Here is a 16,569-nt window from a genome sequence, read left to right as displayed (position 1 = left end):
GACGGGCGCTTCGCCGTGTCCGGGCCGGACACCGCGCGGGGCGCGCTACGTCCCCGACCGGTGCGCCACGTACGCCAGCGTGCCCAGCAGCAGCCGCGCCTCGGGCGGCCGGGACCCCGAGTCCAGGGCGGGGGAGCGCAGCCAGCGCACCGGACCCAGGCCGCCCCGGTCGGACGGCGGAGCGGTGATGTGCGCGCCGGGCCCCAGGCCCCGCAGGTCCAGGGCACCGGGGTCGTCCCAGCCCATCCGGTAGAGCAGCTCGGGCAGGCCGGCGGCGGCACCGGGGGCGACGAGGAACTGCGCGCGGCCGTCCGGAGTGGCGGCGACCGGGCCGACCGGCAGGCCCATGCGCTCCAGCCGGGCCAGGGCGTGGCGCCCGGCCGCCTCGGCGACCTCGATCACGTCGAACGCCCGCCCCACCGGCAGCATCACCGAGGCGCCCGGGAACTCCGACCAGATGCCGGTCACCTCGTCCAGCGGCGCCCCGGCGCGGATCACCGGGGCGAGGTGCAGCGGATGCGCGCCCGGTGCCCGGCAGTCGGCCCGCCCGCAGGAGCAGGCGCCCGCGGCGGCCCGGACGCCCGGCACCACGTCCCAGCCCCACAGCCCGGTGTACTCCGCCACGGCCGTGCCGTCCGACCCGCGGCCGCGGCGGCGCGAGCCGGACCGGATGTCGCGGATGCCCCGGCTGATACCGATCGTGAAGCCCATGCCCCCTCCAACGGGTCCGACGTACCGCTGGTCACGTAGCGAACGCAGAATGTGACTCTCTGTTTCCGACTTCCCCGTGCCGCTCCGCACAATCGGCGCCTGGGGGTGCCCGGGGTGGTGTGTCCGGCGATGCGCGCCCCTGTGCGCATCGCTGCATCCACTCCTGGCTGTCCTGTGTCAAGTCAATCGCGCCTCGGCGACGCTGAGTTCATTCGAAGGGGTGGCGAATGGTGGCGATTGTGATTCCGCCATGGTGGGACGGGTGATCGTAGGGTTACTTTGTGTGCACGGCTTCTTGGGGCACATGCACTCGTGGGTATGCCGGGGGCAACTCGGGTTTCCGTTCGAAGGGTGACAACCGCCGGACGGGCGGCTTCGACGACCGGCATTCTGATAGGGCTTGGCGCACTCGGCGACAAGTGGTCTTCAGGGATGGGGGCGTTCCAGTGAGCGGCAACGGCGGTGGCGGGGCGAACGCGACCGGTGCGGAGAAACGCCCGAACGAGCTGCTCGCCTCGTGGTTCGTCCGCAGCGGCTGGTCCAAGGGCGAGCTCGCCCGCCAAGTCAACCGCAGAGCACGCCAGTTGGGTGCCAACCACATCTCCACCGACACCTCCCGGGTCCGCCGCTGGCTGGACGGGGAGAACCCGCGCGAGCCGATCCCCAAGATCCTCTCGGAGCTGTTCTCCGAACGCTTCGGTGTCGTGGTCTCCGTCGAGGACCTGGGCCTGCGCACCACCCGCCCGGCGCCCTCGGCGACCGGCGTCGACCTGCCCTGGACGGGCCCGCAGACCGTGGCCCTGATCAGCGAGTTCTCGCGCAGCGACCTGATGCTGGCGCGGCGCGGCTTCCTCGGGAGCTCGCTGGCCCTCTCCGCGGGCCCGTCCCTCATCGAGCCCATGCAGCGCTGGCTCGTCCCCACCCCCTCCGCCCCCTCGTCCCGGCCCGAACCCGACCCGGTGTCCTCCTCCGCGCGCGCCCGGGGCCGGCTCTCCCAGCCCGAGCTGGACCTGCTGGAGACCACCACCGTGATGTTCCGGCAGTGGGACGCCCAGTGCGGCGGCGGCCTGCGCCGCAAGGCCGTCGTCGGGCAGCTGCACGAGGTGACCGACCTCCTCCAGGAACCCCAGCCCGAGGCCACCGCCCGGCGGCTGTTCAAGGTCGCCGCCGAACTCGCCGAACTGGCCGGCTGGATGTCGTACGACGTCGGGCTGCAGCCCACCGCGCAGAAGTACTTCGTGCTCGCCCTGCACGCCGCCAAGGAGGCCGGTGACCGGCCGCTCGGCTCCTACGTCCTGTCCAGCATGAGCCGGCAGATGATCCACCTCGGCCGGCCCGAGGACGCCCTGGAGCTGATCCACCTCGCCCAGTACGGCAGCCGGGACTGCGCGAGCCCGCGCACCCAGTCGATGCTGTATGCGATGGAGGCCCGCGCCTACGCCAACATGGGGCAGCCCGGCCGGTGCAAGCGCGCGGTCCGGATGGCCGAGGACACCTTCGCCGAGGCCGACGAGTGGGACGAGCCGGACCCCAACTGGATCCGCTTCTTCTCCGAGGCCGAGCTCTACGCGGAGAACGCCCACTCCTTCCGCGACCTCGCCTACGTCGCCGGCCGCAGCCCCACCTACGCCTCCCTCGCCGAACCACTGATGAGGCGGGCCGTGGAACTGTTCGGCCAGGAGGGCGGCGAACACCAGCGGTCCTACGCCCTCAACCTCATCGGCATGGCCACGGTCCACCTGCTCCAGCTCGAGCCCGAGCAGGGCGCGGTCCTCGCCACCGAGGCCATCAAGGCGGCCAAGAAGGTCCGCTCCGAGCGCCTCAACACTCGTATCCGAAAGACGGTCGACACGGCCGTGCGCGACTTCGGGGACCTCGCCGAAGTCGTGCGGCTCACCGAGCGGCTCGCGATCGAGCTGCCCGAGACCGCGGAAGCGGTCTGACACCAGGAACACCGCCAGTCCCCGGCCGTGGCCGGCCCTCCCGAACTGCCCGACTCGGCTCCCCCCGTGCCAAGTCATGCGGAGGCCGGCCGCGGCCGGTTTCGTCTCCCCCGGCCGCGGCTCACCGCCGTCCACCGAAGGTTGCGTCACGATAACGATCGTCGCGCCCCGGATCCGGCGGTTCATCGACCCGTAACACGCACGGTGCCTTCGTCACGGCGGCGAAACAACGAGGGGCTTCCGCCGAAACGGCGCTGCGCCAATCTCATGGCGCATAACCGGCCCACCCCTCGATCCGCTCGAGGCTTCGCCCGCACGGGGCCGTACCAACGACGAGGAGACGCCGATGGCACCAGCCATCACCCTGGCCGCAGACGCGCCCGAGCTGTCTGCCGCCAACACAGGGTTCATGCTCATCTGTTCCGCCCTGGTGATGCTCATGACCCCGGGTCTGGCCTTCTTCTACGGAGGCATGGTCCGCGTCAAGAGCACCCTGAACATGCTGATGATGAGCTTCATCAGCCTGGGGATCGTCACCGTCCTGTGGGTGCTGTACGGCTTCTCCATGGCGTTCGGCACCGACTCCGGCAGCGTCATCGGCTGGAACTCCGACTGGGTCGGCCTCAGCGACATCGGCCTGACCGAACTGTGGGACGGCTACACCATCCCCGTCTTCGTCTTCCTGGTCTTCCAGCTGATGTTCGCCGTCCTCACGCCCGCCCTGATCAGCGGCGCGCTCGCGGACCGCGTGAAGTTCACCGCGTGGGCGCTGTTCGTCGCCCTGTGGGCCACGATCGTCTACTTCCCGGTCGCGCACTGGGTGTGGGGCGCCGGCGGCTGGGCCTTCGAGCTGGGCGTCATCGACTTCGCCGGCGGCACGGCCGTCCACATCAACGCCGGTGCCGCCGCGCTCGGCGTGATCCTCGTCATCGGCAAGCGCATCGGCTTCAAGAAGGACCCGATGCGCCCGCACAGCCTCCCGCTGGTCATGCTCGGCGCCGGCCTGCTGTGGTTCGGCTGGTTCGGCTTCAACGCCGGCTCCTGGCTCGGCAACGACGACGGCGTCGGCGCGCTGATGTTCGTCAACACCCAGGTCGCCACCGCCGCCGCGGTCCTCGGCTGGCTCGCCTACGAGAAGATCCGCCACGGCGCCTTCACCACGCTCGGCGCCGCCTCCGGCGCGGTCGCCGGCCTGGTCGCCATCACCCCGGCGGGCGGCGCGGTCTCCCCGCTCGGCGCGATCGCCATCGGCGTCATCGCCGGTGTGCTGTGCGCCATGGCCGTCGGCCTGAAGTACCGGTTCGGCTACGACGACTCCCTCGACGTCATCGGCGTCCACCTCGTCGGCGGCATCCTCGGCTCCCTGCTCATCGGCTTCTTCGCCACCGGCAAGGGCCAGTCCGACGTCGCGGGCCTCTTCTACGGCGGCGGCCCGGACCAGTTCTGGAAGCAGTGCGCCGGTGTCCTCGGGGTCCTCGCCTACTCCCTGGTCGTCTCCGCGGTCCTCGCCTTCCTCCTGGACAGGACCATCGGTATGCGAGTCTCCGAGGACGACGAGGTGGCCGGCATCGACCAGGCCGAGCACGCCGAGACCGCGTACGACTTCAGCGGTGCCGGCGGCGGCGCGGCCCGCACCGCCACCGCCGCCCCCGTCGCCCCGGCCGAGAGCAAGAAGGTGGACGCATGAAGCTCATCACCGCCGTCGTGAAGCCGCACCGGCTCGACGAGATCAAGGAGGCCCTGCAGGCCTTCGGAGTACACGGTCTGACCGTCACCGAGGCCAGCGGCTACGGCCGCCAGCGCGGCCACACCGAGGTCTACCGCGGCGCCGAGTACACCGTCGACCTGGTGCCCAAGATCCGCATCGAGGTCCTGGTCGAGGACGACGACGCCGAGCAGCTGATCGACGTGGTCGTCAAGGCGGCCCGCACCGGCAAGATCGGCGACGGCAAGGTCTGGTCGATCCCGGTGGACACGGCCGTACGGGTGCGGACCGGCGAGCGCGGTCCGGACGCGCTCTGAGGCAGCCGAACAGAACAGGAGCCGCCGGGTGACGGGCACGGACATGCACGACGAGACAGAGGACTCGGGACCCGGCGGCTACGCGGCGGCCCGGCTGCGCCTCCTCACCGAGGAGACGCGGTCCGGGCCGCCGCGCCGTACCGCCCTGGCGGACCTCACCGACGACTGGCTCACCGGGCTGTTCGCGGCGGGCGCGCAGGGCGCGCGCGGGGTCTCCCTGGTCGCCGTCGGCGGCTACGGGCGCGCGGAACTGTCCCCGCGCAGCGACCTCGACCTGCTCCTGCTGCACGACGGTGGCGACCCCCGGGCGGTCGCCGCCCTCGCGGACCGCCTCTGGTACCCCGTCTGGGACCTCGGGCTCGCCCTCGACCACTCCGTCCGCACCCCGGCGGAGGCCCGCAAGACCGCGGGCGAGGACCTCAAGGTGCAGCTCGGACTGCTGGACGCCCGGCACCTCGCCGGTGACCTCGGTCTCACCACCGCACTGCGCACGGCGGTCCTCGCCGACTGGCGCAACCAGGCCCCGAAACGGCTCCCCGCCCTGCGGGAACTCTGCGAGGAACGCGCCGAACGCCAGGGCGAGCTCCAGTACCTCCTGGAACCCGACCTCAAGGAGGCCCGCGGCGGACTGCGCGACGCCACCGCGCTGCGCGCCGTCGCCGCCTCCTGGCTCGCCGACGCCCCGCGCGAGGGCCTCGCCGAAGCCCGCCGGCGCCTCCTCGACGTACGCGACGCCCTGCACCTGACGACCGGCCGCGCCACCGACCGGCTCGCGCTCCAGGAACAGGACCAGGTCGCGGCCGCACTCGGCGTGCTCGACGCGGACGCGCTGCTGCGGCAGGTCTACGAGTCCGCGCGCGTCATCGCCTACGCCGGTGACGTCACCTGGCGCGAAGTGGGCCGTGTGCTGCGCTCCCGCGCGGTGCGGCCCCGGCTGCGCGCCATGCTGGGCGGCGGCAGACCGACCGCCGAGCGCTCCCCGCTCGCCGAAGGCGTCGTGGAACAGGACGGCGAAGTGGTGCTCGCCCGTACCGCGCGCCCCGAACGGGACCCCGTGCTCCCCCTGCGCGCCGCGGCCGCCGCCGCGCAGGCCGGACTCCCGCTCTCCCTGCACGCCGTACGGCGCATGGCGACCACCGCACGCCCCCTGCCCACCCCCTGGCCCGCCGAGGCACGCGAACAACTGGTCACCCTGCTCGGCTCCGGCCGGCCGACGGTGCAGGTCTGGGAGGCACTGGAGGCCGAAGGCCTGGTCAACGGCCTGTTCCCGGACTGGGAACGGGTCCGCTGCCGCCCCCAGCGCAACGCCGTGCACCTGTGGACCGTGGACCGGCACCTCATCGAGACCGCCGTCCGCGCCTCCGAGTTCACCCGGCGCGTGCACCGGCCCGACCTGCTGCTGGTCGCCGCGCTGCTGCACGACATCGGCAAGGGCTGGCCCGGCGACCACTCGGTGGCCGGCGAGGTCATCGCCCGGGACACGGCCGCCCGCCTCGGCTTCGACCAGCACGACGTCACCGTGATCGCCACCCTCGTACGCCACCACCTGCTGCTCGTCGAGACCGCCACCCGGCGCGACCTGGACGACCCGGCCACCGTGCGCGCGGTCGCCGAGGCCGTCGGCTCCCAGGGCACCCTCGAACTGCTCCACGCCCTCACCGAGGCGGACGCGCTGGCCACCGGCCCGGCCGCCTGGTCGTCCTGGCGCGCCTCGCTCGTCACCGACCTGGTCGGACGCGTCCGCGCCGTGCTGTCCGGAGACGTACCGGCCGATCCCGGGGGCGCGGCTCCCACCGCGGAACAGGAGCGCCTCGCGCTCGAGGCGGTCGCCACGGGCGCGCCGGTGCTGGCCCTGCGCGCGCAGACCGAGCCGCCCGCCGAGCCCTCCGGCGACCCCGAGCCGCTCGGCGTGGAACTGGTCGTCGCCGTACCCGACCAGCCGGGCGTGCTGCCCGCGGTCGCCGGGGTGCTCGCCATGCACCGGCTGACCGTGCGCACCGCCGAACTGCGCGCCCTGGACCTCCCGGCCGGTGTCGAGGGCTCCGTGCTGCTGCTGGACTGGCGGGTCGCCGCCGAGTACGGCTCGCTGCCCCAGGCCGCCCGGCTCCGCGCCGACCTCGTGCGCGCCCTCGACGGCACCCTGGACGTCGCCGGGCGCCTCGCCGAACGGGACGCCGCGTACCCGAGGCGGCGCGGCGTGGTCGCCCCGCCGCCGCGCGTGACGGTCGCCCCGGCCGCCTCCCGGCACGCCACGGTGATCGAGGTCCGCGCCCAGGACGCGCCCGGCCTGCTGTTCCGCATCGGGCGGGCGCTGGAGGACGCGGGGGTCCGGGTGCGCAGCGCGCACGCCTCCACGCTGGGCGCGAACGCCGTGGACGCCTTCTACGTGACGCGGGAACGGGGTGTGCGGCTGCCGGGTGACGAGGCGGTCGAGGTGGCGCGGAAACTGGAGGAGACGTTGCGTGGGTGAGGACACTCCGGTGTCCCGGCGCGCCGGGATACCCTGGAGGGCGATTCCCCAGCCTGTCTCCGACTCCGAGGACCGACGCCGCCGTGTTCGATACTCTCTCCGACCGCCTCAGCGCGACCTTCAAAAACCTCCGCGGAAAAGGCCGGCTGAGCGAAGCGGACATCGACGCCACGGCGCGTGAGATCCGCATCGCCCTGCTGGAAGCGGACGTGGCCCTGCCGGTCGTCCGCATGTTCATCAAGAACGTCAAGGAGCGGGCGCTCGGCGCCGAGGTCTCCAAGGCGCTGAACCCCGCCCAGCAGGTGCTGAAGATCGTGAACGACGAGCTCGTCACGATCCTCGGCGGCGAGACCCGCCGTCTCCGCTTCGCCAAGCAGCCGCCCACCGTGATCATGCTGGCCGGTCTGCAGGGTGCCGGTAAGACCACTCTCGCCGGCAAGCTCGGCCGCTGGCTGAAGGAGCAGGGCCACTCGCCCGTGCTGGTCGCCGCCGACCTCCAGCGCCCCAACGCGGTCAACCAGCTCAGCGTCGTCGCCGAGCGCGCGGGCGTGGCCGTCTACGCGCCCGAGCCGGGCAACGGCGTGGGCGACCCGGTGAAGGTCGCCAAGGACTCCATCGACTTCGCCAGGACCAAGGTCCACGACATCGTGATCGTGGACACCGCCGGCCGCCTGGGCATCGACCAGGAGATGATGCGGCAGGCCGCGGACATCCGGGACGCGGTCTCGCCCGACGAGATCCTCTTCGTCGTCGACGCGATGATCGGCCAGGACGCCGTCAACACGGCCGAGGCCTTCCGCGACGGCGTCGGCTTCGACGGCGTGGTGCTCTCCAAGCTCGACGGTGACGCGCGCGGTGGTGCCGCCCTGTCGATCCGGCACGTCACCGGCAAGCCGATCATGTTCGCCTCGAACGGCGAGAAGCTCGACGACTTCGACGCCTTCCACCCGGACCGGATGGCCTCCCGCATCCTCGACATGGGTGACCTGCTCACCCTGATCGAGCAGGCGGAGAAGACGTTCAGCCAGGAAGAGGCCGAGAAGATGGCCTCCAAGCTGGCGTCGAAGAAGGGCCAGGACTTCACCCTGGACGACTTCCTGGCCCAGATGGAGCAGGTCCGCAAGATGGGCTCCATCTCCAAGCTGCTCGGCATGCTGCCGGGCATGGGCCAGATCAAGGACCAGATCAACAACCTCGACGAGCGGGACGTCGACCGCACGGCCGCGATCATCAAGTCGATGACCCCGGCCGAGCGCCAGGAGCCGACGATCATCAACGGCTCGCGCCGCGCCCGTATCGCCAAGGGCTCCGGCGTCGAGGTCAGCGCGGTGAAGAACCTGGTCGAGCGGTTCTTCGAGGCGCGCAAGATGATGTCCCGCATGGCCCAGGGCGGCGGCATGCCGGGGATGCCCGGGATGCCGGGCATGGGCGGCGGTCCCGGCCGGACGAAGAAGAAGCAGAAGCAGGCCAAGGGCAAGCAGCGCTCCGGCAACCCGATGAAGCGCAAGCAGCAGGAGCAGGAGGAGGCCGCGCGCCGCGCCGCCGCCGCGGAGGGCGGTAACGCCTTCGGGCTGCCGCAGCAGGGCGGCAAGGACTTCGAGCTGCCCGACGAGTTCAAGAAGTTCATGGGCTGAGGCCCGCGCCGGTCCGCCCTCGGGGGCGCCCCTCATGGCAGGGGCGCCCCCGAGGCGTTCCTCAGGGAGTGCGCGCGATCAGGTACCGGAACACGTTCGGCATCCACACCGTCCCGTCCGGCCGCTGGTACGGATGCAGGGCCTCCGCCAGCTCCTTGTCGACCTGCACCTGGTCCGTGGCCGTGATCGCCGCGTCGAACAGGCCGGTCGACCTCAGGCCCCGCACCGCGCTGTCCACGTCGGCGTAGCCGAACGGGCAGGCCACCCGCCCCGAGCCGTCCGGCCGCAGTCCCGCCCGTGCCGCCGCCCGCTCCAGGTCGTCGCGGTCCGCGGCGCGCGCGCCGCCGGTGGTGCGCAGCGGTTCGGCCAGCTTGGCGGCCACCCGGAGCACGGACGCCGTGGCGCAGCGCTCCGGCGGCCCCCAGCCGGCCAGCACCACGGCCGCCCCGCGCCCGGTGAGCGGCGTCGCCTCGGAGAGCAGCCCGCCCAGTTCCTCGACGTCCCCCGCGCGGGGGCCGATCGGCTCGAAGGCGGTCACCACGGTGTACGCGGGCGCGTCCGCCCGGGCCGCCTCACGGGGTGAGCCCCGCACGATCCGGGTGCCGTCCCCTCCTCCGGGGCGTGACCGCTCGTCGCGTTCACCGGGCAGCAGCCGCTCCCGCGCGAGGGCCAGCCGGTCGGCCGAGGTGTCCACACCGGTGACGGCGGCACCGCGCGAGGCAGCCATCAGCAGGGCCAGCCCGGAGCCGCAGCCGAGGCCCAGCAGCCGTGTCGCCGGACCGACGTCCAGTCGCTCGTAGACGGCCTCGTAGAGCGGTACGAGCATCCGCTCCTGGATCTCGGACCAGTCACGCGCGCGGGACCGCTGGTCCACGCGGGGACCGGTCCCCGTACGAGGCAGGTGCTGCCGCACGAGCGTAGGTGTCATAGGTAAGCGCCCCAATCAGCCGAGAGTTGCCGCCGTGCCCGATTCCCTGGCCCCCGTGCAGTGCGCCCGCACACCCCCCGTATGCCAGGAAACTCCGCCCTCGACGTGTCGTCCAGTGGAAAGGGGCGGCGGCTTGGTAGTTGCTCGTGCCAGTGGCAAGAATTCACATTCCGGTAATCCCGGGCCGGACGGCCGGCCACGGCGAAGGCACCCGGACGCCGGTTCCGGCCAAGGTCCACCGGGCCGGGAGGCGCCGGGAACGGGCCGGGGAGGGGCGGTGCGGGGTCCCGGTGGCGGACCCGGTAACGTCGCGGGCGTGGCGCGTCCGGCGGGCCGGACACCCGGCCGGCGTGAGCGCGGCCGAAACGCCTCTTGCGCCTTCACGGACCCCACGCGCACCGGCGCGTGAGCCCCGCCTGCACGTGGGGGCGTACGTCAGCCTACGCACCACCTTGAGGTGAGCTGCGAGGCTTCTCCGCAGATCAGCGCACCCGCCCTCGTCAGCGCGCATCAGCGGCAACTGACGGGTACGTGCAAATTATTTGGGATGCCCCGGAATCGGAACACTGGGGCACCCCGCCTCGTTGTGATTACGTGAGCACGACACAGACACCACCTGTTCTCGCCGCAGAGCTGGCACAGGCGTGGGCCGACATTCAGCGGTACCACCCCGAGCTGCCCGATCTTGCCGCGCCCGAGTCACTGATCGGGGAGTCGTCGTCCGCGTGCGGTCACGAACTCTCCTTCGAACGACTGCTGCACGAGGCAGTCCACGGCGTCGCCGCCGCGCGCGGCGTACGCGACACATCCCGCGCCGGTCGCTACCACAACCGCAGATTCCTCGCGATCGCCGAGGAGCTGGGCCTGGACCACCCCGACGAACCGCATCCCAGCAGCGGCTTCTCGCTGGTCACGCTCACCCCCGAGGCGAAGCGCCGCTACCGCCCGACCACGGAGCGCCTCCAGCGCGCCCTGAAGGCCCACTCCGCCGCGACCGCGGGGGACACCGCGCGCAGCTTCCGGGGGCCGGCCGCACGGCACGGCTCCTCCGGGGGCGGCGTCCGCGTCAAGGCCGTCTGCGACTGCGGCCGCAACGTGCGCGTGGTCCCCTCGGTCCTGGCCCAGGCCCCCATCGTCTGCGGCGGCTGCGGCAAGCCGTTCCGCATCCCCGACGTGGTGGCCGCCGCCGGCTGAACGACTCCGGCATCTCGTGGGTGCCGGAAGCGGGGTGCCGCCCGGTGCGGCACCCCGGAGCGGGGCCGCGCCCCGCGGCGCACGGTCACCGCAGCGCCTCAGGGCCGTCGGGCGTGCCCCCGCGGTCGGACCCGTCCCGCAGCGTGTGGCACAATGGCTAGCTGTACTCGACAGCCGCACAGGACCCCTCTCTCCTCCGGCTGACGCGTCCATCGGGCACTCGGGTACCGCAACCCCACGCGGCACATCTCGCCGTGCCCAACCACGTCAAATCCAGGAGAACCCACTCCCGTGGCAGTCAAGATCAAGCTGAAGCGTCTGGGCAAGATCCGTTCGCCTCACTACCGCATCGTCGTCGCCGACTCCCGTACCCGCCGTGACGGCCGGGCCATCGAGGAGATCGGCAAGTACCACCCGACGTACAACCCGTCGGTGATCGAGGTCGACGCCGATCGTGTGGCGTACTGGCTCGGTGTCGGCGCCCAGCCGACCGAGCCCGTGCTCGCCATCCTGAAGAAGACCGGCGACTGGCAGAAGTTCAAGGGCGAGCCCGCCCCGGCTCCGCTGCTGCAGCAGGCCGAGAAGCCTGCCCGCCCGTCGTTCGAGGCGCTCGGCGGTGACGACGAGGGCAAGGGTGAGGCCATCACCCAGAAGAAGAAGGCTGAGAAGAAGGACGAGGCCGCCGCCGAGTCCGCGTCGACCGAGGCCTGAGCATGCTCGAGGAGGCTCTCGAGCACCTCGTGAAGGGCATCGTCGACAACCCTGACGATGTGCAGGTCGCCTCGCGCAACCTGCGTCGCGGGCGTGTGCTCGAGGTCCGGGTCCACCCGGACGACCTCGGTAAGGTGATCGGCCGCAACGGCCGCACCGCACGCGCTCTGCGCACCGTCGTGGGCGCCATCGGCGGCCGCGGTGTCCGTGTCGACCTCGTCGACGTGGACCACGTCCGCTGACGTCAAACGCAGCGCCGGCTCGGGCCGGGGAGGGCCACAGGGCCGTCCCCGGCCCGTAGTCGTATGACAGGAGATCAAGCACAGTGCAGCTGGTAGTCGCTCGCATCGGCCGCGCCCACGGCATCAAGGGCGAGGTCACCGTGGAGGTCCGCACCGACGAACCGGAGCTCAGGCTCGGGCCCGGCGCCGTCCTGACCACCGACCCCGCCTCCGTCGGGCCGCTCACCATCGAGACCGGGCGCGTCCACAGTGGCCGCCTCCTGCTGCGCTTCGAGGGCGTCCTCGACCGCACCGCCGCCGAGGCCCTGCGCAACACCCTCCTCATCGCCGACGTCGACCCCGACGAGCGGCCCGAGGACGAGGACGAGTACTACGACCACCAGCTGATCGACCTCGACGTCGTCACCAAGGACGGCGAGGAGGTCGGCCGGATCACCGAGATCTCGCACCTGCCCTCCCAGGACCTCTTCGTCGTCGAGCGCCCCGACGGCAGCGAGGTGTACGTGCCGTTCGTCGAGGAGATCGTCACCGAGATCGACCTGGAGGAGCAGCGGGCCGTCATCGACCCGCCCCCCGGCCTGATCGACGACCGGGCCGAGATCGCCTCCGCGCGGGACGCCGCCGAGGGAGAGTCGTGATGCGGCTCGACGTCGTCACGATCTTCCCCGAGTACCTCGAGCCGCTGAACGTCTCCCTCGTCGGCAAGGCGCGCGCCCGCGGACAGCTCGACGTGCACGTGCACGACCTGCGCGCGTGGACCTACGACCGGCACAACACCGTCGACGACACCCCGTACGGCGGCGGCCCCGGCATGGTCATGAAGACCGAGCCGTGGGGAGACGCGCTGGACACCGTCCTGGCCGACGGCTACGAGGCCGGCTCCCGCGAGCCCGCCCTGATCGTGCCCACCCCCAGCGGCCGCCCCTTCACCCAGGACCTCGCCGTCCGGCTCTCCGAGCGCCCCTGGCTGGTCTTCACCCCCGCCCGCTACGAGGGCATCGACCGCCGCGTCATCGACGAGTACGCCACCCGGATGCCCGTGTACGAGGTGTCCATCGGCGACTACGTCCTGGCCGGCGGCGAGGCGGCCGTCCTCGTCGTCACCGAGGCCGTCGCCCGGCTGCTCCCCGGCGTCCTGGGCAACGCCGAGTCCCACCGCGACGACTCCTTCGCACCCGGCGCCATGGCCGGCCTCCTGGAGGGCCCCGTCTACACCAAGCCGCCCGGCTGGCGCGGCCGGGGGATACCCGAGGTGCTGCTCAGCGGCCACCACGGAAGGATCGCCCGCTGGCGGCGCGACGAGGCGCTGCGGCGCACCACCGCCCACCGCCCCGACCTCATCGAACGCTGCGATCCCCAGGCCTTCGACAAGAAGGACCGCGAGATGCTGTCCATCCTCGGCTGGGAACCGGACCCCGCGGGGGAGCCGTACGGCCGATTTTGGCGCAGGACCGACGGCGTGGAAGAATAGGCGGCTGTTGTGCGTCGACCGGCGAGCGCCCCTGCCGCAGGGGGACACGACGCCCGCCCCGAACCGCGCGACCCGAATCCCGGAACTCCCAGTTGCCGTTGATGACCTGCGGCATCAGCGAAGAAAGCAGACGAAATGTCTCACCTCCTCGACTCCGTCGACTCCGCGTCGCTGCGCAGCGACGTCCCGGCCTTCCGCCCCGGCGACACCGTCAATGTCCACGTGCGCGTCATCGAGGGCAACCGCTCCCGTGTGCAGCAGTTCAAGGGCGTTGTGATCCGCCGCCAGGGTGCCGGCGTCCGCGAGACCTTCACGGTCCGCAAGGTCTCCTTCTCCGTCGGCGTCGAGCGCACCTTCCCGGTGCACACCCCGATCGTGGAGAAGATCGAGCTCGTCACCCGGGGTGACGTCCGCCGCGCCAAGCTGTACTACCTGCGCGAGCTGCGCGGCAAGGCGGCGAAGATCAAGGAGAAGCGCGAGAACTGAGCGCTTTACCGGCGTCATATCGCGGCCGGATAGCATCTGGCCCCGATGGACACCGAAGCACAGCCGACGGAGCGCGACCGCTCCCTCCCCCCGGACGGACCCGAGGACACCTCGGACCGGCCGGGCCCGGAGGGGCGGTCGCGTTCCGCGTTGGTGTCGCGCCTCACCGCATCGGTGCCCGGCGGGCGCATTACCCTGACCCTGCTGCTCTGTCTGCTGTTCCTGCTGGCGCTCAACACGTTCGTGGCGCGCCCGTTCCAGATCCCCAGCGGATCGATGGAACGGGTATTGAGGGTCGGGGACCGCGTTCTCGTAAACAAGTTGGCGTACCGCTTCGGCGCCGAGCCGCGCCGCGGCGACGTGATTGTGTTCGACGGCACCGGGTATTTCGGTGAGGCCGACTACGTCAAACGGGTCGTCGGGGTGGGCGGGGACCACGTGGTCTGCTGTGACGGGGAGGGGAGGATCCGGGTGAACGGCCGGTCGGTCGACGAGTCGGGCTTCCTGTACCCCGGGGACAGCCCCTCCACGGTGCCGTTCGACGTCGTCGTGCCCGACGGGCGGCTGTTCGTCCTCGGTGACCACCGCAGCGCCTCCAGCGACTCCCGGGACCACCTCGGCTCGCCCGGCGGCGGCATGATCCCCGTGACGGAGGTGATCGGCCGCGCCGACGGGATCGTCTGGCCCTTCGGCCACGCCACCCGGCTGCACCGGCCCGACGCCTACGCGCGCGTGCCCGCCCCGGGGGTGGACCCGGCGCACCCGGCGGAGGACGCCCATGGGTAACCGCGGCAAGCCGCGCGGCGCCCCGGACAGCGCCGCGGAGAACCTGCTGCCCACCGGCTCCCGCCGCGCGTCCGGCCCCGCCCCCGGGCGCACCCGCGCCGAGCGGCGCAAACTCCAGCGCAAGGTCAAGCGGCGCCGCAGGCGCAGCGCGGTCAAGGAGATCCCCCTCCTCATCGGCGTCGCCGTGCTGATAGCGCTGGTGCTGAAGACCTTCCTCGTGCAGGCCTTCGTCATCCCGTCCGGCTCCATGGAGCAGACGATCCGGATCGGCGACCGGGTGCTCGTCGACAAGCTCACCCCGTGGTTCGGCTCCACGCCGCAGCGCGGGGACGTCGTCGTGTTCAAGGACCCCGGCGGCTGGCTCCAGGGTGAGCAGACCGCACCGAAGAAGGACGACCCCGTCGGGATCAAGCAGATCAAGGAAGGGCTCACCTTCATCGGACTGCTGCCCTCCGAGGACGAGAAGGACCTCATCAAGCGGGTCGTCGGCGTCGGCGGCGACCGCGTCCAGTGCTGTGACGCACAGGGCCGGGTCACCGTCAACGGCGTCCCCCTGGACGAGGACTACCTGTACCCGGGCAACGCCCCCTCCGCGACGCCGTTCGACATCACCGTCCCCGAGGGGCGGCTGTGGGTGATGGGCGACCACCGAGAGAACTCCGCCGACTCCCGCTCCCACCAGGACACCGCCTACGGCGGCACCGTCTCCGAGGAGGAGGTGGTGGGCCGGGCCATGGTCATCGCCTGGCCGCTCGGCCACTGGAGCACGCTGGACGAACCCACGGCCTACGCCTCCGTGTCGGACGCGGCGTCCGGGTCGACCGCTGTCGCCCCGCTGTCGCATAGGGTTGCCCCGGAGGATCCGAACGGAATCGTCCAGCTCCCGAGCCCTGCGGAACTCCCGCTCGTTATGGGAGTGGTGGGCCTGCGCCGGGCTTGGCGCGGGCGGCGGCAGAGAGTGAGGAGTTGGCGTGGGGGATGTGGCGGTTGGCGCACGGTCCGGTCAGGGCGGCGAGGAACACCGCGGACGCCCCGCGGAGTCGGCCGACCCGGCCGCGAACCGCGCCGTACCCTCCGGGAGTGACACGCGGGCGGTCGAGGACGGCGCAGTGAGCGATGACCGGACGGAAACAGGTGACCAGGGCCCGGGCGACCGCCCGCCCCAGCCGAAGCAGCCCCGCTCCTTCTGGAAGGAGCTGCCGATCCTGATCGGCATCGCGCTGGTGCTGGCGCTGCTGATCAAGACGTTCCTGGTGCAGGCGTTCTCCATCCCCTCCGACTCGATGCAGAACACCCTCCAGCAGGGTGACCGGGTCCTGGTCGACAAGCTCACCCCCTGGTTCGGCTCCGAGCCCGAGCGCGGTGAGGTCGTCGTCTTCCACGACCCCGACAACTGGCTGGCGGGCGAGCCGACGCCCGATCCCAACGCCCTGCAGAAGGTCCTCAGCTGGATCGGTCTGATGCCCTCCGCGGAGGAGAAGGACCTGATCAAGCGGGTCGTCGGCGTGGGCGGCGACACGGTCGAGTGCAAGGGCACCGGCCCCCTCACGGTCAACGGCATGGCGCTCAACGAGCCGTACGTGTATCCCGGCAACACCCCGTGCAGCCAGGACGACCAGGGCGGCCAGTTCAAGGTCGAGGTTCCCGAGGGCCACATCTGGGTGATGGGCGACCACCGGCAGAACTCCCGGGACTCCCGCTACAACCGGGCCGACAAGAACGACGGCATGGTCCCCGTGGACAAGGTCGTCGGCCGCGCCGTCGTGATCGCCTGGCCGGTCAACCGCTGGACCAACCTGCCCGTCCCGGACACCTTCGACCAGCCCGGCCTCCAGGCCTCGGCGTCGTCCGCCGCCCTGTCGGCCGCGCCCCAGGGGCTCGCGCTGGTGGGCGCGGTGCCGCTGGTGCTCTGGCGGCGTCGCCGGATCGGCGCCGAAGAGGGCTGACCGGGTGTAGTACCGCCGGGTAGGG

The 16,569-nt window shown here is 72.1% G+C and carries 16 protein-coding genes; 14 read left to right on the top strand and 2 right to left on the bottom strand.

Translation table 11 applies throughout. The features are described from left to right. Positions 1 to 45: 45 nt before the first annotated feature. Positions 46 to 711: a bifunctional DNA primase/polymerase gene (locus FHX78_RS09540; protein WP_145867024.1), complete on the bottom strand. Its 666-nt coding sequence runs from the start codon at positions 709 to 711 to the stop codon at positions 46 to 48. A 446-nt stretch (positions 712 to 1,157) separates the two neighbouring features. Between FHX78_RS09540 and nsdA the strand changes: the two genes are divergently transcribed. From nsdA to ffh, 5 genes are all read left to right on the top strand, one after another. Further along, on the top strand, positions 1,158 to 2,654 hold the full coding sequence (gene nsdA, locus FHX78_RS09535; RefSeq protein WP_145867023.1) for a transcriptional repressor NsdA: 1,497 nt from the start codon (positions 1,158 to 1,160) through the stop codon (positions 2,652 to 2,654). A gap of 346 nt (positions 2,655 to 3,000) precedes the next feature. Then, positions 3,001 to 4,341, top strand: a complete 1,341-nt coding sequence (locus tag FHX78_RS09530; RefSeq protein WP_145867022.1) for an ammonium transporter — start codon at positions 3,001 to 3,003, stop codon at positions 4,339 to 4,341. After that, positions 4,338 to 4,676, top strand: a complete 339-nt coding sequence (locus FHX78_RS09525) for a P-II family nitrogen regulator (RefSeq protein WP_003993253.1) — start codon at positions 4,338 to 4,340, stop codon at positions 4,674 to 4,676. The genes FHX78_RS09530 and FHX78_RS09525 overlap by 4 nt, the downstream gene beginning before the upstream one ends. Positions 4,677 to 4,719: 43 nt before the next feature. Continuing rightward, positions 4,720 to 7,146, top strand: a complete 2,427-nt coding sequence (locus FHX78_RS09520) for a [protein-PII] uridylyltransferase (RefSeq protein WP_373313135.1) — start codon at positions 4,720 to 4,722, stop codon at positions 7,144 to 7,146. A gap of 83 nt (positions 7,147 to 7,229) precedes the next feature. After that, a complete protein-coding gene (ffh, locus tag FHX78_RS09515) occupies positions 7,230 to 8,780 on the top strand; it encodes a signal recognition particle protein (protein WP_145867020.1) in 1,551 nt (516 codons plus the stop codon). 61 nt (positions 8,781 to 8,841) lie between these two features. Here ffh and FHX78_RS09510 read toward each other — a convergent pair whose 3' ends face one another. Beyond that, entirely contained in the window at positions 8,842 to 9,708 is an 867-nt protein-coding gene (locus FHX78_RS09510) for a methyltransferase domain-containing protein (RefSeq protein WP_145867019.1), read from the bottom strand. 594 nt (positions 9,709 to 10,302) lie between these two features. Between FHX78_RS09510 and FHX78_RS09505 the strand changes: the two genes are divergently transcribed. The 9 genes from FHX78_RS09505 (at position 10,303) to lepB (FHX78_RS09465) (ending at position 16,544) form a co-directional block, all read left to right on the top strand. Further along, the gene (locus tag FHX78_RS09505) at positions 10,303 to 10,902 is read left to right on the top strand and encodes a hypothetical protein (RefSeq protein WP_145867018.1); all 600 of its coding nucleotides are present in this window, start codon (positions 10,303 to 10,305) and stop codon (positions 10,900 to 10,902) included. Between the two features lie 291 nt (positions 10,903 to 11,193). Next, entirely contained in the window at positions 11,194 to 11,613 is a 420-nt protein-coding gene (rpsP, locus tag FHX78_RS09500) for a 30S ribosomal protein S16 (protein ID WP_145867017.1), read from the top strand. A 2-nt stretch (positions 11,614 to 11,615) separates the two neighbouring features. After that, entirely contained in the window at positions 11,616 to 11,855 is a 240-nt protein-coding gene (locus tag FHX78_RS09495; RefSeq protein ID WP_003973401.1) for an RNA-binding protein, read from the top strand. Positions 11,856 to 11,938: 83 nt separating this feature from the next. Beyond that, on the top strand, positions 11,939 to 12,493 hold the full coding sequence (gene rimM / locus FHX78_RS09490) for a ribosome maturation factor RimM (RefSeq protein WP_145867016.1): 555 nt from the start codon (positions 11,939 to 11,941) through the stop codon (positions 12,491 to 12,493). Continuing rightward, positions 12,493 to 13,326 carry a tRNA (guanosine(37)-N1)-methyltransferase TrmD gene (trmD, locus tag FHX78_RS09485; RefSeq protein ID WP_145867015.1) on the top strand — a complete coding sequence of 278 codons (834 nt, stop codon included), beginning with the start codon at positions 12,493 to 12,495 and terminating at the stop codon, positions 13,324 to 13,326. The genes rimM and trmD overlap by 1 nt, the downstream gene beginning before the upstream one ends. A gap of 135 nt (positions 13,327 to 13,461) precedes the next feature. Continuing rightward, positions 13,462 to 13,812, top strand: coding sequence for a 50S ribosomal protein L19 (rplS, locus tag FHX78_RS09480; protein WP_004924850.1), 351 nt, complete (start codon positions 13,462 to 13,464; stop codon positions 13,810 to 13,812). A gap of 45 nt (positions 13,813 to 13,857) precedes the next feature. Beyond that, positions 13,858 to 14,598: a signal peptidase I gene (gene lepB / locus FHX78_RS09475; protein WP_145867014.1), complete on the top strand. Its 741-nt coding sequence runs from the start codon at positions 13,858 to 13,860 to the stop codon at positions 14,596 to 14,598. Beyond that, positions 14,591 to 15,682: a signal peptidase I gene (gene lepB, locus FHX78_RS09470; protein ID WP_145867013.1), complete on the top strand. Its 1,092-nt coding sequence runs from the start codon at positions 14,591 to 14,593 to the stop codon at positions 15,680 to 15,682. Before lepB (FHX78_RS09475) ends, lepB (FHX78_RS09470) begins: the two co-directional genes overlap by 8 nt. After that, entirely contained in the window at positions 15,570 to 16,544 is a 975-nt protein-coding gene (lepB, locus tag FHX78_RS09465) for a signal peptidase I (protein ID WP_145867012.1), read from the top strand. The genes lepB (FHX78_RS09470) and lepB (FHX78_RS09465) overlap by 113 nt, the downstream gene beginning before the upstream one ends. Positions 16,545 to 16,569: the final 25 nt, after the last annotated feature.

Source organism: Streptomyces capillispiralis, from assembly GCF_007829875.1.
Taxonomy (GTDB): Bacteria; Actinomycetota; Actinomycetes; order Streptomycetales; family Streptomycetaceae; genus Streptomyces; species Streptomyces capillispiralis.
The sequence above is the reverse complement of the archived record's forward strand: the minus strand, read 5'-3'. Positions and strand labels throughout refer to the sequence as shown.